This window comes from Sediminibacterium salmoneum NBRC 103935, from assembly GCF_000511175.1.
GTDB lineage: Bacteria > Bacteroidota > Bacteroidia > Chitinophagales > Chitinophagaceae > Sediminibacterium > Sediminibacterium salmoneum.
The window spans coordinates 178,094-193,427 of record NZ_KI866530.1 but is presented as its reverse complement, the minus strand read 5'-3'; the positions used below and the strand labels follow the sequence as shown (position 1 = coordinate 193,427).

The 15,334-nt window shown below is 37.6% G+C and carries 18 protein-coding genes; 2 read left to right on the top strand and 16 right to left on the bottom strand.

Translation table 11 applies throughout. From position 1 onward, the window contains the following. Positions 1 to 11 precede the first annotated feature (11 nt). The 10 genes from P767_RS0101070 to P767_RS15190 all read right to left on the bottom strand — a co-directional run bounded on the left by P767_RS0101070 (position 12) and on the right by P767_RS15190 (position 7,591). Positions 12 to 1,097: an efflux RND transporter periplasmic adaptor subunit gene (locus P767_RS0101070; RefSeq protein ID WP_026763066.1), complete on the bottom strand. Its 1,086-nt coding sequence runs from the start codon at positions 1,095 to 1,097 to the stop codon at positions 12 to 14. 69 nt (positions 1,098 to 1,166) lie between these two features. Next, positions 1,167 to 1,577, bottom strand: coding sequence for a hypothetical protein (locus P767_RS0101065; RefSeq protein ID WP_157611298.1), 411 nt, complete (start codon positions 1,575 to 1,577; stop codon positions 1,167 to 1,169). A gap of 86 nt (positions 1,578 to 1,663) precedes the next feature. Then, entirely contained in the window at positions 1,664 to 2,827 is a 1,164-nt protein-coding gene (locus P767_RS0101060; RefSeq protein ID WP_026763064.1) for a cation:proton antiporter, read from the bottom strand. Positions 2,828 to 2,841: 14 nt separating this feature from the next. Continuing rightward, positions 2,842 to 3,123: a 4a-hydroxytetrahydrobiopterin dehydratase gene (locus tag P767_RS0101055; RefSeq protein WP_026763063.1), complete on the bottom strand. Its 282-nt coding sequence runs from the start codon at positions 3,121 to 3,123 to the stop codon at positions 2,842 to 2,844. 45 nt (positions 3,124 to 3,168) lie between these two features. Beyond that, entirely contained in the window at positions 3,169 to 3,651 is a 483-nt protein-coding gene (locus P767_RS0101050) for a hypothetical protein (RefSeq protein WP_026763062.1), read from the bottom strand. Then, complete coding sequence (locus P767_RS0101045; RefSeq protein WP_026763061.1) at positions 3,608 to 4,375, bottom strand: DUF6498-containing protein; 768 nt, start codon at positions 4,373 to 4,375, stop codon at positions 3,608 to 3,610. The genes P767_RS0101050 and P767_RS0101045 overlap by 44 nt, the downstream gene beginning before the upstream one ends. A gap of 23 nt (positions 4,376 to 4,398) precedes the next feature. Further along, positions 4,399 to 5,598 carry a porin gene (locus P767_RS0101040; RefSeq protein ID WP_037351488.1) on the bottom strand — a complete coding sequence of 400 codons (1,200 nt, stop codon included), beginning with the start codon at positions 5,596 to 5,598 and terminating at the stop codon, positions 4,399 to 4,401. Between the two features lie 96 nt (positions 5,599 to 5,694). Beyond that, positions 5,695 to 6,024, bottom strand: a complete 330-nt coding sequence (locus P767_RS0101035) for a DMT family transporter (RefSeq protein ID WP_026763059.1) — start codon at positions 6,022 to 6,024, stop codon at positions 5,695 to 5,697. Positions 6,025 to 6,058: 34 nt separating this feature from the next. Beyond that, positions 6,059 to 6,859: a DUF6671 family protein gene (locus tag P767_RS0101030; RefSeq protein ID WP_216593179.1), complete on the bottom strand. Its 801-nt coding sequence runs from the start codon at positions 6,857 to 6,859 to the stop codon at positions 6,059 to 6,061. Positions 6,860 to 6,901: 42 nt separating this feature from the next. After that, entirely contained in the window at positions 6,902 to 7,591 is a 690-nt protein-coding gene (locus P767_RS15190) for a hypothetical protein (protein WP_051416958.1), read from the bottom strand. A gap of 532 nt (positions 7,592 to 8,123) precedes the next feature. Between P767_RS15190 and P767_RS0101020 the strand changes: the two genes are divergently transcribed. Together P767_RS0101020 and P767_RS0101015 are read left to right on the top strand one after the other, a co-directional pair. Then, positions 8,124 to 9,317, top strand: coding sequence for a nucleoside permease (locus P767_RS0101020; RefSeq protein WP_026763057.1), 1,194 nt, complete (start codon positions 8,124 to 8,126; stop codon positions 9,315 to 9,317). A gap of 23 nt (positions 9,318 to 9,340) precedes the next feature. After that, a complete protein-coding gene (locus P767_RS0101015; protein WP_026763056.1) occupies positions 9,341 to 10,534 on the top strand; it encodes a Gfo/Idh/MocA family protein in 1,194 nt (397 codons plus the stop codon). Here the strand turns inward: P767_RS0101015 and cmk are convergent. The 6 genes from cmk to P767_RS0100985 all read right to left on the bottom strand — a co-directional run. Further along, positions 10,512 to 11,204 (bottom strand): (d)CMP kinase, encoded by a 693-nt coding sequence (gene cmk, locus P767_RS0101010; protein ID WP_026763055.1) that lies wholly within the window; start codon positions 11,202 to 11,204, stop codon positions 10,512 to 10,514. The two genes, P767_RS0101015 and cmk, sit on opposite strands and share 23 nt — an antisense overlap. A 24-nt stretch (positions 11,205 to 11,228) precedes the next feature. Then, complete coding sequence (locus P767_RS0101005) at positions 11,229 to 11,780, bottom strand: fasciclin domain-containing protein (RefSeq protein ID WP_026763054.1); 552 nt, start codon at positions 11,778 to 11,780, stop codon at positions 11,229 to 11,231. A 63-nt stretch (positions 11,781 to 11,843) separates the two neighbouring features. Continuing rightward, entirely contained in the window at positions 11,844 to 12,767 is a 924-nt protein-coding gene (locus P767_RS0101000; protein WP_026763053.1) for a glycerophosphodiester phosphodiesterase family protein, read from the bottom strand. A 7-nt stretch (positions 12,768 to 12,774) separates the two neighbouring features. Then, positions 12,775 to 13,398 (bottom strand): FMN-binding negative transcriptional regulator, encoded by a 624-nt coding sequence (locus tag P767_RS17385; RefSeq protein ID WP_026763052.1) that lies wholly within the window; start codon positions 13,396 to 13,398, stop codon positions 12,775 to 12,777. 31 nt (positions 13,399 to 13,429) lie between these two features. After that, the gene (locus tag P767_RS0100990) at positions 13,430 to 14,524 is read right to left on the bottom strand and encodes a porin (RefSeq protein ID WP_051416956.1); all 1,095 of its coding nucleotides are present in this window, start codon (positions 14,522 to 14,524) and stop codon (positions 13,430 to 13,432) included. Continuing rightward, positions 14,525 to 15,334: Mrp/NBP35 family ATP-binding protein (locus P767_RS0100985; protein ID WP_026763050.1), on the bottom strand; the 810-nt coding region annotated here is incomplete at its 5' end.

Genomic DNA, 15,334 nt, shown 5'->3' with positions numbered 1-15,334 from the left:
TTAATGGGAGATTATTCTGCATGCAATTCATGCAATTCAGCAAAGACTTTCTTAGGTGATGCAAACTGAGTAGTAATCTTATCTCCGTTTTTTACTTTGCGCAAACCATCTAATAAAATCTTGTCACTGCTTTTCAATCCTGCAGATACAACATACAAATGGGGCATTTCTGCCTCCACGGTAATTTGTTGAGAATGAATAATATTGTCCTTATCTACTACAAACACATACTTTTTATCCAATACTTCAAAAGATGCTTTTTGTGGAATTAAAATAGCATTCCTGAGTGGAACAGGCATTAAAATATTGCCTGTTTCTCCATGTCGCAAGAGTCTTTTGGGATTAGGGAATGTAGCTCTGAAAGCAATATTACCTGTTTCATTATTAAAATCAGCCTCAATTGTTTCAACTATGCCTTCCTGATCAAAAATGGCTTTATTAGCCATCTGTAATTGTAATTTAACAGAATTAACTCTCTTATTTTTTTGGATATAATTGAGGTACTCGGCTTCCGGCACATTAAAATACACCCACATTTTATTGTTATCAGAAAGTGTAGTTAACAATTCACCTTCATCAATTAAACTCCCCAATCTTGTATGGAAGCGATCCATGATTCCACCAAATGGTGCTTTAATTTCAGTGAAATCTAGATGTGTTTGAGCCAAAGCCAGTTCTGCCCTTGCCTTATTTAACTTTGCCTTAGATAGAGCAAGCTCATTGGGAGATACAATATTGTTTTCAGCAAGACTTCTGGTATTATTGTATTCAATTTCAGCAAAATTCAATTCCGCTTTTGCCTTTTGCATTTCAGCCTGATAAAGATTGGGCATAATCTGAAACATCAACTGTCCTTTCTTTACAAACTGACCTTCATCCACAAATATCTTTTGCAGGTATCCTCTTTCCTGAGATCGCAACTCAATATGATTTACAGACTGAATTTGAGCTACATATTCTTTTAAGATCAAAGTATCTGTTTGTACAGGACTGGTAACTTGAAAAACGGAGATTTCTTTTTTAGCTTCTTCCTTGGTATTGCATGCAATAATAATAGCTGCACCCATTAATAGGGTGGCATGTATAAAACGTTTCATTCACGAAAATTTAGTTAATCCAAAAAAATGAAAAACAGGCAGCAATTACTGCCTTAGTGTAAAATGGAATTAACTAAGATGGCTTTTCCAGCAATGGTACAATACAAAAAATTGTAGCCGGGGTCTTCTATTTATATCATTACTTAGGGCAAGTAATCGCTTGGCAAGATTATTGGAATAATCAGCCTCTATATTAGAAAAAAGAAATAACGCAGTATAATCGTAATTAATATAATCCGCCTTATCTTCTTCAACTGACTCTGCCTCTGTAATTACATTTAAATTAGCTTGAGAAGAAGCCTCTGCTTTGATAATTGTGGAATGACGTCCATTATCTAGAGAGGCATTTGCAAAAGCCGGGAAAAAAGAAGAAAAACTAAAAACCAGAATTAATATAGAAACAGGCATTCTGCAGATATAATAATGCAGCTGGCTAGAACCATAATGGAAGAATGTTACGATGTCTTGCTTCTTACTCATAGTAATGAGTGTAAAAGTAACACCAAATTTCTTAATGAATTGAAAAGAAAAAAACAGGCACAAAATAAAATCTAACGAACTGAATCTCACTTAGTTCTGGAGGTCATTAATCCAATCATCATAACCAAAGCAGAAAGAATAATAACCTGAATTACCAACGCATTGTCTACCAATGAAATAGAATTCTCCGGCAAAATTGATAAAAACAAAAGAATAGTGATAAGTCCCCTTGGGGCAATAAACAGCAATGGTTTTAAGGGCACATTAAACAATTTTAAAGACACTGCCCTGAATACAACAATAGAAAAAACAATAATGAATGCCCATCCTAAACTCTGCGTATTCAGAATATCAGCCGTATTTATCAAGAATCCGAATAATAAAAAAAACAGGGCTCGAATAATAAAAGCAAACTCTGCAATATTTTCTTTGAATTTATGAACTTCTTTATTGAGTTCATCAGGTTTGAATTTATCAATCCAGGCAAATCTTCTGAGTTCATCCAGATTCCCAATGAACAAACCAAACAGCATGATAAAAATTAATCCGGGTAAATGATAGATTTTTGAAACAGAATAAATTAAGATAATCAGTATGATAATTGGAACAAACTTAACGTGATGTTCTATTCTATTAAGCAGAAAAGCAAGAAAAATGGTGCAAACAAAAGAACCAATAAGCACAATTATTATTTGAATAAAAAAAGTTGAAACTGCGCTGAAATTAATTACTGCATTGAATGCAACAAAATTAAAAAGCACAACTCCAAGTATATCAGACATACTACTTTCATAGATCACAAATTCCTTTTTATACTTATCAAGTGAACTAACACTTGGTATTGCAATTGCACTGCTAATTACACAAAAAGGGACTGCATTTATAAAAGCATCTTTAAAACTTACACCCTGAAAATAATAAAAGAGAAAAGCCAGGAAAAAAGAAAGGCCAATCATGGGAATAAAGGCAACCAGTACCGACTTTTTTACCAGATTAAACTTCGACTTATTTAATTCCAGCTCAAGTGCTCCCTCCAGAACTATCATAATTAAACCAACAGTCCCCAGTATTGGTAACAACGGAGCAAAATTGGGCATTGTAATATCAACCGAATTTAATATTTGCTTAACCATCCACCCAGACAACAACAATAAAATAACAGATGGCACTTTTGTTTTGGACGCGCTCAGGTCAAACAAATATGCCATTAGCAATAAAACACACAAGCTAATAATGATGGTTGTAGTCATAATCTGCAATAAATTTAATTCAGAATGTCTATCTCTCGGGCAAATATAAAATCCAACTCAGTTAAACAACCCAAATCATTCGTGTTTAGCTTAATAATAACAGTATTGTAATTGTTTGTCCAATCCGGATGATGATTTAATTTCTCGGCAATGGCTGCAACTGCAGACATAAAAGAAAATGCATTTTTAAAATCTTTAAAAACAAATTTTCTTTGAATTGCATTTACATGAAGTTCCCATGAAGGGTCCAGAACTGTCATATGTTTAATAACTTCATCTGCATTCAAACACTTCATATTTTAAAACAATTAATCAATTAATTAATAATAAGTAGATAATCACTATTTAAAATGCCAATTTGAGAAATCTCCCTGCATATCAACAACCAGTGTTTTATTTTCATTGGTCTTCAATTTTAACCATGGTGCATTTACTCTAGGGACACCTGAAAAATGGGCATCTCCTTTAATAAAATCCACTTCGGCAAGCAGCTGTTTATCCTGAATAAACGATTTACTGAACCCTGTTATTGACCAGGTAGTAACAATTAGTTCATTGGGGGTATTTTGCACAATCTTCAGAACATACCGCCCGCTTAACCATACCATTGCCACCAGCATAGCATTGCCTGCAATCAGAAAAAAGGTTAAAGCTATATATCCGTAAACGGGATTACTATATTCCATAAAAAAACCGTCCAGATCATGAAAAATTATATAGAAAACAAAAATGGAAAGCCCCAAACAGATCATGCCTACCGCATTAAGGGTGTACTTTCTGTTATTCTGATAAACCAGAACCGGGAAATCTGTTTGCTTTTTCATTTGCTGAAATTAGGTTAGCTGTATTAATAACAGTTGAATCTGCCAGTGTTTTCAAAAGAATTAATAACAATCCTACCACCATAAAATTATTATTAAATACAAAGAATAAAATTCCTCCGACTATTACCATTAATTGCTGAACAAAAATCCGCATCCACGGCTGAACAAATACGGGAATAATGGTTTGAGATTTATACGACTGATTCAATAAAAACTGCTTAACAAAGTCAGCTGTATGCCAAACAATAATGCCAGAGAAGGCCGCAATGAAGTCTTTTTGCAGAAAGAGATATGAGAAATTTTTCCCAATTGCAGATGGGCCATCCAGAAAATGATGATCCTGGTGCGACAACATACTAAAAATAAATACGGCCTGACCCTGTATGAAAAGGAAATAAACAACACCGAACATCCCCAATACAAAAAAACCAAACAATGCTGCAATCCATCCTTTTTGATTCGCAGGCAAATCATTATTCGAATAATGACTTTCCTTTCTTTTCAGCAATAATGTTTGGGTTTCTTTTTTCTGTGCATCACTAAATAAGAGTATCAGCAGCATTTTAGCTAATGCAATCAATCCAATAACTATTGTTTCAAAAACATATGCCAGAATAATAAAAACAGGCTCCCAGTTAAAAACAAATAAGCCCGCAACAAACCAGATGGCATTTAACCAAACCAACAGGTTCCAAGTAAATTGATATGTAACCCTTTTTTCCAAGGAATCGTTTAGTATACAATATACTAAAAATTAACCTGAGCCTGAATTCTTAACAGATTTCCTTTTTGAAGATTATTCTGAAGTATATAATCTTCATAACGCCGGTTCGATAAGGTGTAATTAACAACCAGTTCAAAATTTTTATTTATTTGCCATTCTGCTCCAAATTCCAATTCCCGTACATTATAACTTCTGGCATCTCTTTCATGTTTTTTACCACCATTGTATTGCTGATAACGTATAAAAGGAATAAGGATTTGCTTTGAAAACTTCTTCAGATAACTAAGTGTAATATATCCTCCATTTAAGGATTGTACTTCAATTGAATCAGTCTGCTTATTAAATGCAGGTCCTCTTCCAACATTGTATTCAGCCTGTATTCCAAATGGTTTTGGATAAAGAATAACGCTTGCCGCTAATCTTTCATCAGTGTAATTTAAATCTGGCTTGTATTTTACTCCAGCGGATAAATTAGATCTGGGAATTACAAACTGGCCTTTATAAGCTTGGATTCCCATTTCCATAATCTGATTTCCAAGCAACATCGGGTAAGAAAATCTGGTTACAGCATGAAGCTTGTTATTTAACTCCGGACTATTGGCTGTCTGACCATTGTAAAGGCCAAAGGCAAACATTCCATAATCACCGCTACCTTTTAAACCATCACTAACTAAACTTGAAAACAGCTTTCTCTTTTCTTTAGGTGCCCAATAAAAGAACACACCAATATCGCGCTCATTGGCTACAGCACTGTTCAATGCATCATTCCGGTCTAAAGGAATTCTGTTCTGGCTGGATTGCATATTCTCAAATCCATAGGGAACTTTACTTTGTCCAATTCTTAATCTGAATTCATTTTCGTTATCCAGTCCAATGTCAAAATAAGCATCTCTGATCTGACCAAAATGCAACCTGTCAGAAGCTGCGCTACTCGCAAAATCGGGTTGAATATAGAAATAGACTTTCGGGCCAATCTGACCAAAGAAAATAACCCGCATTCTTCTCATGAAAAAACCACCATTATCGCCCCAGGATCTGTCACACTGCTCACAATTAAGATTTGGATTGGTTTCGAGTAACCTGTTATATCGTATTTGACTATAGCCCCTTATGGAAATTGATTCATACCATTTTACTGACTTTGGCAGTTCTTTGGTCTTCTCAATGGTTTGAGCGGTTGCAAAAAAAGGCAGCAATAAAATGATACATGCAAACAGGCGCATCAGGAAAATTTCGGCAATGTTACATATATCTTCTCTGAAAGATTATCAAATTGTTATTTTTTTTAAAAACTGATTTTAATTGAAAATAAAATAGTATTAACTGTTGCTAATATATTTCAAGCCCAAAATGGACCCAATCAAGGTTGCAATAAAAAATAATCTCCAGAAACTGGCAGGTTCATGAAAAATAACAATTCCTACTATTACTGTCCCCACAGCACCGATCCCCGTCCATACAGCATAGGCCGTGCCAATGGGTAAAGTTTGGGTGGCCTTGATCAAGAGCAACATGCTCATTGTTAGCGCAATAAGAAAGCCGGTATACCAACCATACATTGCTAAACCGGTTGAACCTTTTGCTTTACCCAGACAGAAAGCAAAAGTTACTTCAAACAAACCTGCAATAATTAGTATAATCCAGTTCATAAATTAAAAGTATCAATAAAAAGCCGAAGTTAATTCAAGGGTTACAACGATGACAATACATGGGATCTTCTTTTTGCTTCCCGGAGGGGAACCTAATTTCCAGCATATGTTGACAGTATTTACAAGAATATATATGTGATATAACGGATTGTGTAGGCGATCCGCAAAGTTCACAAGGCAATCCCGTTTTATCCGATGTAACAATAAAACCCGGCATGGAACAGGATGGGCAGGTAGACAGAATTGCATTAACTAATTTCTGAGCAGCTTTTTTAATCACTGCCATACGAGTAGGATTATGCATCGCTCTCATATCTGTTTCAATCCAGAAACGGGAATCTATTCTATTCAACTTATTCATTGCATTTGCTAAATCCTCCCGGCTCTGAATTCCCTTAATCCATTCATTTGAATTCTCTAAGGATCGTATCATTACAGCATGCTGCGGAAATTTTGCCCTATCCAAAAACTCCTCCAATTCAATACTGGTTCCTACCTCCCTACCCTGAAAATTGGTTTCAAAAGAAAGCTCTCTCACAAGAATCTCAATATTATTTTTTTGGTCAATAAAAATTAACCATTCGTCGTCTGCCTGTAAAAATGGAATACCCGGATGAGGTCCAAAAGATCCTTCACTGGCAATTCCCAAATCATAACCCGACAATTCCATCGCCATCAGGCATTTCTTCCTTACTGTTTCTACCGGCCCCATTTCCCTTGCAATTTCACCTGAGAATGTACCGAGCATATCCGTATTAAATTCAGCCGGAGTGTAGCATTTTACTCCTATTGCAGATTCCAGAACCGGAGCAATCACCTGCTCTTTGTAATGCATAGTCCCTATAATTAATGACCTCCCCTGAAACATCTTTATTTACTAATTTACTTCTTCTGCTCTTTGTTTTTCAACCTGTAAAATATTGTTCTGTATATCCTGCATAATCCATCTGGCCCACCAGCTTGCATAAAAATTAAATGTAGTATTCATTTTAAAAAAACTGTACAAATGCAACCGATAAAATCCATCTTTCAATTTTTCCAGTTCATAAGTGCCATTTAAAACATCAAAGAACTGACCGCCAACAACAACATGCTGATCCAGCGTGGTGGATGGTATTTCATGTGGATTTGCCTTAATAGTAAAGACCATTTTCTTCTGGTGCTCATATTCTGTAACCGTTTCATGAAATACAAGACCATTGGTAAATTCTGCTTTCCTGTAAGCACCAACTCCTTCATAATTTAGTTCTGCCTTAACTGGTCTTGGGAACCCCAGCAATTTGGTAAGCCAGCCTTTATCCTGATCAGTTGCAATCCCCTTAACCCTTGTAACATTGGACCATATTTTTTCAGGACTGGATTGTATATCAATATAGGTATATGCCTGATAAGTGCCGGGAATGGAACCAATTGATTGTTCAAGCGGAGAAATAAAAAAGGAAAGAGCATCAGTAGTGATATTTGCATTTTCGATTGCTTTTTTCTTGATTTTAAATACCCTCCGAAAATACCCCCCAAAGATGCAGCGGCCAGAAATAATGGCAATACCATAAGCCAGCAAGCCCATCCTTCCCAGGCAAGTAGTAAGGTAATCATCAGGAATAGAAATACAGGAAGCCAGGGAATAAATATTTTATAGAGCACATTCTCTGCACTAGCATCGCTTGAAAAATAAACAGAAAGGGTCCCTACTATAAAAGGAAGTAAAAGCAAAAAAGAAACGGACATTACCGAAAAAATGCTTTCCCAATCTTTTACACCGAAAAATAAACGAAGTATAATGGCATATAATGTTGGTACTACTAATATTTTTATAATCAGAGAAACTTTAGGATTCATTATTGTACTTTTTCACTTTAATAGTTAAAATAATAATCATCTTTTCCGCCAAGAGAAAGCGCCAATTTAAGCTTACCCTTTCGCCTCAACTCTTCCCCATCTCTATCAAGATAATAACACTTGATTAATTGGGTCTCAAACTAAAATCAATTCTTCTAAATTCATATACGTAAAATGGTATATTTTTCCTGAGAGAAAGCATGCGCTAACCCCTCAGGAATCCCAAATAATAATTATATTGTCCATTCAAAATTTGCTATATGAATTTAACCACAGGAATCAAGTTATCCTTGATGATGTTTCTTCAGTATTTTATCTGGAGTGCCTGGTATGTAACCATGGGCACTTATATGAGTGAACCACCCTTACAAGCTACCGGAATTCAGATTGGAGCTACTTATGGAGCGCTGGCTATTGCTACCATGATTTCTCCTTTTTTTGTAGGCTTAATTGCTGACCGCTTTTTTGCTGCACAAAAAATCATGGGTGTACTTCATATTTTAGGTGCAGGTCTGTTGTTTATGGCTACCAAGATAACAGACAATAATATTTTCTACTGGGTCATCCTTTGTTATTCACTGGTTTATATGCCCACGATTGCCCTTAGTAACAGTGTTGCCTTTTCTCAAATGACCGACCCGGGTAAACAATTTCCATGGATTCGCGTATTTGGAACCATTGGCTGGATTGTGGCTGGTGTAATCATTGGCCAGATGGGGATTGAAAAATCAGCTGATACATTTTATGTTGCTGCAGCTGTTTCGGGGGGATTAGGACTGTTGAGCTTTATATTACCCAATACACCTCCGAAGGCTCAGACTGCAGATGCTTCTTCTGCTTTGGGCACTGAAGCATTCGTTTTATTCAAAGACAAATCTTACCTGGTATTCTTTATTGCAGCCATCCTGATTTGTATACCGCTTTCTTTCTATTATGGCTTTGCCAATCCATTCCTGAATGAATTAGGTTTCCCGAATGCAGCATCCAAAATGACACTCGGTCAGGTTTCTGAAGCCGTATTCATTCTGGCCATTCCTTTACTATTCAACAGAATCGGCGTAAAAAACATGCTAATCTTTGGTATGCTGGCCTGGGTACTTCGCTATGTATGCTTTGCTTATGGCAATGTGGGTGACGCTTCCTGGATGTTGTATGCAGGTATTGTATTACACGGTATTTGTTACGATTTCTTCTTTGTTACTGGCTATATGTACACGGAAAAGAAAGCCGGCGAAAAAATCAAAAATGCCGCACAGGGTCTGTTCACTTTTGCCACTTATGGATTAGGCATGGTGATTGGTACAGGCTACTCTGGTTTTGTGGTAGAAGGTGCTAAAGTAGGTGAAGGACACAATTGGATGAGTATCTGGATGGTGCCTGCTTATATTGCTGCAGCGGTTTTGGTATTGTTTATCATTTTCTTTAAAGAGAAAAAAACAGTTACTAGTAATTAATTATTTCACTCAAATAAATTTTCATGCAACGCATTGCCATGTTAGGTTCCGGCTTCATTGGCCGTTTTTATGCAGATTCCCTGCAGGGTTACAGAAGCAAGGATAAAATTGTAAGTATCTATTCAAGAAGAGAAGAGAGCGCAAAAAAGTTTGCGGAAGATTATCAGTGTCATCATTATACAACGGTAATGGAAGAAGCCATTGCCAGAGAAGATGTAGACATCGTTTGTATTTCATTACCTAATCATTTACATGAAGAAGCAGTGATGCTTTGTTGTAAGCATAAAAAAGCGGTAATGACCACCAAACCGCTGGGGAGAAATGCAGCAGAAGCCAAGCGCATGCTGGAAGCGGTAGAAGCTGCAGGAATTTTCAACGGATACCTGGAAGACCTGGTGTATACTCCTAAATTTATCAAAGCCAGTCAGAGTGTTCACGAAGGTGCTTTGGGAAGAGTACTTTGGGCAAAAAGCCGTGAAACGCACCCTGGCCCGCACAGCGAATGGTTCTGGGATATTGAACAAGCTGGTGGAGGATGTATTCTGGACCTGGGTTGTCATTGTGTTGAAATCACCAGAAGTTATATTGGCAAAGACATCAAGCCGGTTGAAGTAATGTGCTGGGCCGATACGCAGGTAAAGCCCATTGAAGCAGAAGACCACGCCATTGGTCTTGTTCGCTACGAAAACGGGGCTATTGGCCAGTTCGAAGTTAGCTGGACTTTCAGAGGCGGATTAGACTTACGTGATGAAGTGATGGGCACAGAAGGCACCATCTGGATCAACTCTTTTTTAAGAACCGGATTCGACATGTTTACGACCGGTAAAGGAGGAGACTATATTGCAGAAAAAGCTGAAAGCAATAGCGGATGGCTATTCCCGGTAGGAGATGAATTAAATGAACTGGGATATAACCATATGTTCATGGACATGTTCAATGCATTGGAAAAAGGAACAGCACCCAAAGAAACTTTCTACGATGGCTATGTTGTGAATGCCATATTAGATGCAGCATATAAAAGTGCTAAATCCAAAGCATGGGAACCTGTGAAGCTGGATATCTGGCGCGGTAAAACAGGACTTACCAAAGAATCGCATTTGGTTTCCTACGATGAGAATCATTATCTGGTTAAGGAAGAAACCACTCACTATGGTGCAAAGAAATTAATTCTGAAGCACAAGACTACAGGAAAAATTACAGAACAGGTACTGAACTAATTTTATCATTTGCCCACTGAAGAGCGGTTTTTAACTGCTCTTCACGGGTTAAATGACTATTATCTAGCAAAATTGCATCGTCTGCTTTTCTTAACGGACTGAATTCCCTGGTACTATCAATCTGGTCTCGCATAAACAGGTTTGCCCGAACTTCATCCTTGGTGATACCAGGGTTCTTGGCAGACAATTCCAGGTACCTTCTGGCCACCCTGATTTCAGGATCAGCAGTAACAAATATTTTTAATTCCGCATTGGGAAATACAGTGGTACCAATATCTCTGCCATCCATAACAATCCCTTTCTGCAATCCCATTTTCTGTTGCTGAGCAACACCAAATTCTCTTACATATGGATTGGCTGCCACATCACTAACAAGACTACTAACCCGCATTTCACGTATTTCCTGCTCTACATTCTTTCCATTCAATAATATATCGCTGGATCCCTTCTCGGCATTATAATCAAAAGCGAGGCTTATATTTTTTAGTGCTTCCTGAACAGCCAGATCATTTGTATAATCAATATCATGCTGAATAAAGTATAAAGTAATGGCACGATACATGGCGCCACTATCAATGAAGATATAATTAAGTGCCCTGGCCATTTGCTTAGCCAGGGTACTTTTTCCACAAGATGAATATCCGTCCAGGGTAATAATAATTTTTTTCATATTGCTAACTTACCCCAAAGGTAATTAAGAAGGCAATACCACTGTGTCTACAACATGAATCACTCCATTACTTTGGTAGACATTGGCAATGGTCACTTCAGCCATACCACCTTTTTCGTCAGTAAGAATCAATTTCTTCCCTTTCATGCTGGCTTTTAAAATGCCACCAGAAACAGTTTTTAATTCGGCAGTTCCTTTGCCTTCTTTTATTAAAGCGGCAATAGCTGCTGCATCCAACTTACCAGCTACTACATGATAAGTAAGAATTTTAGTTAGGGTAGCTTTGTTTTCAGGTTTAATCAGGGACTCAACTGTACCTGCCGGTAGTTTTCCAAATGCTGTATTGGTGGGAGCAAAAACGGTGAAAGGTCCTGCACTCTGTAAGGTCTCAACCAATCCTGCTGCTTTTACAGCTGCAACCAAAGTGGTATGATCTGCAGAGTTCACTGCATTCGCAACAATGTTTTTAGAAGGATACATGGGAGCTCCACCTACTTCAACTGTTTTCTCACTCATCTGAGCAGAGAGGGCATTCACAAAAAAAGCAGAAGCCATTACAAATAGAATCTTTTTCATACTGTAGTTTTTAATTTTTTAAAAATGATACAGTATCTACGAAAGTAGATTCAATTTGGATTGTTAAGGAAAATAAAAAAGATTGGGATAGTCTGAGATGATTCCATTTACACCCAGTTCTCTCAACCTTTTCATCTCATTCAGATTATTGACCGTCCAGGGTATCAGTTGCATATTATGTTTTTTACAGGCTGCTACCATCGCTTCATTTACCAGAGAGAAATGCGGACTATAAGCAAAAGGCGTAAAACCCAATTCTGATAACTGTTGATCCAGGCTTCTTTTATCCTCCCCTTCAATTAATAAAACCGCAGGAATGGATGGATATTGCTGGTGCAAATATTGGAGTGTTCTAATATCAAAAGACTGAATCGTTACCCGATTTGTTATCTTTTTATTTTGAATAACCGACACCAATAAATCAATAAAGGTTTTGGGATCGGGATGAAAAATGCCGTCAGTAGAGGGCTGCGTCTTGGTTTCTATATTATAATGTGGCAATGCTTTTTTCTGTTGCTTGGCATAAGCATCTGCCGAATCAATCACTTGTAATAACAGCGGTTTGGTGATGGCCATTTTCTGTTGTTGTGGAAATCTTGTATTGCCCCTGAGTCCTACATCGTAACGTTGGGTAGCAGCATAACTCATCTGAAAAATATTCAGTTGCTTTTCATCCTGAATAGTAACAGCAGTACCGTCCGGATTAGTGGTGATTTCATGATTAAAAAAAGGTTCATGACTCAATAGTACCTGCTTGTCTTTGGTAATGACCACATCCATTTCAAGTGTTGTTGCGCCCAGATCAATGGCTTTATACATGGCAGGAATGGTATTTTCCGGAACCAGTCCTCTTGCACCTCTGTGACCCTGCCAATCAAATGAGTATTGACGATTCATTGTATTTTGTTTGCTACTGGTACAGGAAAATACAACGAATCCGGCAAATACGATGCCTAGTAAATTACGATATGCTAAGTTGTGACTCATGATACTGTTACTTTTTCTTTAATCGCATGCGCATTTCTTCTGCTGCTAATTGTTCCTGAAGAGATCCTTGATGAAGGGATTGTAATATAGCATGCTGTGTTTCCACTGGCTTATTCTGGCTCCATTTAAATACATGATTCAATTCAAGTACTTCTATTTCAATAGCTTCTATGGCCTGCATATTTGAGTGCATATATGTTTCTTCCATATGATGCACTAAAGAAGGCGACATAGGATTATTCTCAAAATGAGCTGTTAGTTTATTAAGGTGTGCAAATAAAGCATGCTGATCTAAAAAAGAAATAATTCCTTTAGCCTGGGCAGTTGAATAGTTCCAGGTACTTGCCGTATTCTGTGGAGAATAATGCCGGGCACTAATATAAGCATGAGGTCCCTGAAAAAGGACCAGTACCTGCTGATGGTTTTCGAATGCCACCGTGTGATTTTGCTTACGCATAATATGACCTTGCAAGAATATTTTAGCATGCCTGATTTCCAGTAAAAGAGGAATTTGAGTAGCAACAGGAAAGCCATCCTTTCCAATGCCACATACTGTTGCAAAGGCATTCTCTTTCATAAATGCGATTACTTCGTCGTTACTGGCAGAAGAGAAATAAGAAGTTTGATACATTGTACCTGCAATGTACCATTAATTTGAAAAATCAGAAACTGAATGCCAGCGCAGTGATTGCAGAAAACAAACTGAAGGATGGCATGCTGTTATGATTAGTGAAAATGGCATCCTTACTGTTTAATTGCTTGAGCTCAACCCGCCAGAGCAATTTCCTGGCAATGCTGTAATCTGCATTCACAGAAAATCCATGTAAAACAAACTGGTTAGGCGTTCCTGTAAAAACAAGGATTCCATGTGGATCCCTGAATGACTCAGCCCTAAAAGCCATTTTTAATTGTTCATTGAAAATATACTGAACCATCATTACAGGCGTGTGCCATGATTTCGAATGGGTTAAGCCAGCCATTTTTTGAAAGCCAATATCGAGGCCAGCTGTGAACCCCAGCTGATTATTCAATTGATATTGTGCATATAAATTATGAAAGAAACGTCCCTCGCCAATGAAAGAACTTGAATTCAGGACCCATTTACTATCAGGCCGGAATTGAATCTGATGGCCAAAGGAAGGTGCTTTTGTTCCTGTAGAAATACCAATCGTTTGCCATCCGGTTAATATCAATCCACTAAACAGCCATTGATTATTGGAACTGATATACGTTGTTTTAACGCCTGTTTCAAAATAAGGTGAATTATCAGCAGCCAGGCTTCTGCTAAGCGTCCAGCAATCTTTACCAATTGCACTTTCAAAACCTATATGGGAATTTAAAACACCTATATCCAGCCACCAATTTTTACGAGCACTTAATTTCCAACCAAAATTAGATTCCAATATATGCTTTGAAACGCCTTTTTCATTTGCATAGTTTGACCTCATATAACTACCAGCCCCCAATGCAAGGTTTGCTCTGAAGCGTTCCTTATTCAGGCTTGCTTTAATAAATAAAAGATTTACCGCAGGCTTTTTGCTGACTGCATGGTTATAAGCATATACTCCACCATTGCCTGTAGTTGGGCCGTTCTCATTTTGGTGGTAATACAATTCAGCGTATCCGCTTAAATTAATCAGCTTTGTTTGAAGTTGATCAGCCCTTTTGGTATTTACAGATTCATGTAAGCTATCCGGATTTTGCCCATATATACACTTGGCTAAAATGCAAAAAAATATGGTAACCCGGTAGTACATTTATACAACTTCTATCAGTGCAGTCTGCGGCAAATTAGCATTGCGCAAAGCAATATTTCTGACTGACTGAGCTGTAAAATTACGGAAAGCATTTTTGGTTATTTCATCAGAACCTACCATGGCAGGCACACCCTCATCTCCTCCTTCACGAATGGTTTGAACCAATGGTATTTGTCCTAAGAAAGAGAGATCATATTCTTCAGCAAGGTTTTTACCTCCCTCTTTTCCAAACAAATAATATTTGTTATTGGGTAATTCAGCCGGAGTAAAATAGGCCATATTCTCTACAAGCCCAATAATGGGTACATTAATCTGAGCCTGTCCAAACATGGCAATACCTTTTTTAGCATCTGCCAGTGCCACATTCTGAGGTGTTGTAACAATAATTGCACCGGTAACAGGAACGGTCTGCATTAGTGTTAAATGAATATCTCCGGTTCCAGGAGGCATATCAATCACTAAATAATCCAACTCGCCCCAATCTACATCCGTAACAAATTGTCTGATAGCAGAACTTGCCATAGGTCCTCTCCAGACAACAGCATTCTTTTCATCTACCAGTAAACCAATACTCATTAATTTAATTCCAAATTTTTCCAAAGGAACAATCATTCCCTTTCCCTCTACTTCCTTCATCATCGGGCGTGCTCCTCTAACCCCGAACATTATAGGAACACTGGGTCCATATATATCCGCGTCCATCAATCCCACAGATGCACCTCCTTCAGCCAATGCTAAAGCCAGATTGGCAGAAATGGTACTTTTTCCCACGCCTCCCTTTCCGCTAACAACAGCAATAATATTCTTAAC

Bases quoted from the DNA above. Each gene is read 5' to 3' on its own strand.
- cmk (WP_026763055.1), bottom strand. From the start codon at position 11,204: ATGAAAAAAATTATTATTACCCTGGACGGATATTCATCTTGTGGAAAA.
- P767_RS17385 (WP_026763052.1), bottom strand. From the start codon at position 13,398: ATGTATCAAACTTCTTATTTCTCTTCTGCCAGTAACGACGAAGTAATC.
- P767_RS0101030 (WP_216593179.1), bottom strand. From the start codon at position 6,859: ATGCATTACAAAGAGCAGGTGATTGCTCCGGTTCTGGAATCTGCAATA.
- P767_RS0101055 (WP_026763063.1), bottom strand. From the start codon at position 3,123: ATGAAGTGTTTGAATGCAGATGAAGTTATTAAACATATGACAGTTCTG.
- P767_RS0101060 (WP_026763064.1), bottom strand. From the start codon at position 2,827: ATGACTACAACCATCATTATTAGCTTGTGTGTTTTATTGCTAATGGCA.
- P767_RS15190 (WP_051416958.1), bottom strand. From the start codon at position 7,591: ATGGGCTTGCTGGCTTATGGTATTGCCATTATTTCTGGCCGCTGCATC.
- P767_RS0101040 (WP_037351488.1), bottom strand. From the start codon at position 5,598: ATGCGCCTGTTTGCATGTATCATTTTATTGCTGCCTTTTTTTGCAACC.
- P767_RS0101050 (WP_026763062.1), bottom strand. From the start codon at position 3,651: ATGAAAAAGCAAACAGATTTCCCGGTTCTGGTTTATCAGAATAACAGA.
- P767_RS0101000 (WP_026763053.1), bottom strand. From the start codon at position 12,767: ATGAGTCACAACTTAGCATATCGTAATTTACTAGGCATCGTATTTGCC.
- P767_RS0101005 (WP_026763054.1), bottom strand. From the start codon at position 11,780: ATGAAAAAGATTCTATTTGTAATGGCTTCTGCTTTTTTTGTGAATGCC.
- P767_RS0101065 (WP_157611298.1), bottom strand. From the start codon at position 1,577: ATGAGTAAGAAGCAAGACATCGTAACATTCTTCCATTATGGTTCTAGC.
- P767_RS0101015 (WP_026763056.1), top strand. From the start codon at position 9,341: ATGCAACGCATTGCCATGTTAGGTTCCGGCTTCATTGGCCGTTTTTAT.
- P767_RS0101020 (WP_026763057.1), top strand. From the start codon at position 8,124: ATGAATTTAACCACAGGAATCAAGTTATCCTTGATGATGTTTCTTCAG.
- P767_RS0101035 (WP_026763059.1), bottom strand. From the start codon at position 6,024: ATGAACTGGATTATACTAATTATTGCAGGTTTGTTTGAAGTAACTTTT.
- P767_RS0101070 (WP_026763066.1), bottom strand. From the start codon at position 1,097: ATGAAACGTTTTATACATGCCACCCTATTAATGGGTGCAGCTATTATT.
- P767_RS0100990 (WP_051416956.1), bottom strand. From the start codon at position 14,524: ATGTACTACCGGGTTACCATATTTTTTTGCATTTTAGCCAAGTGTATA.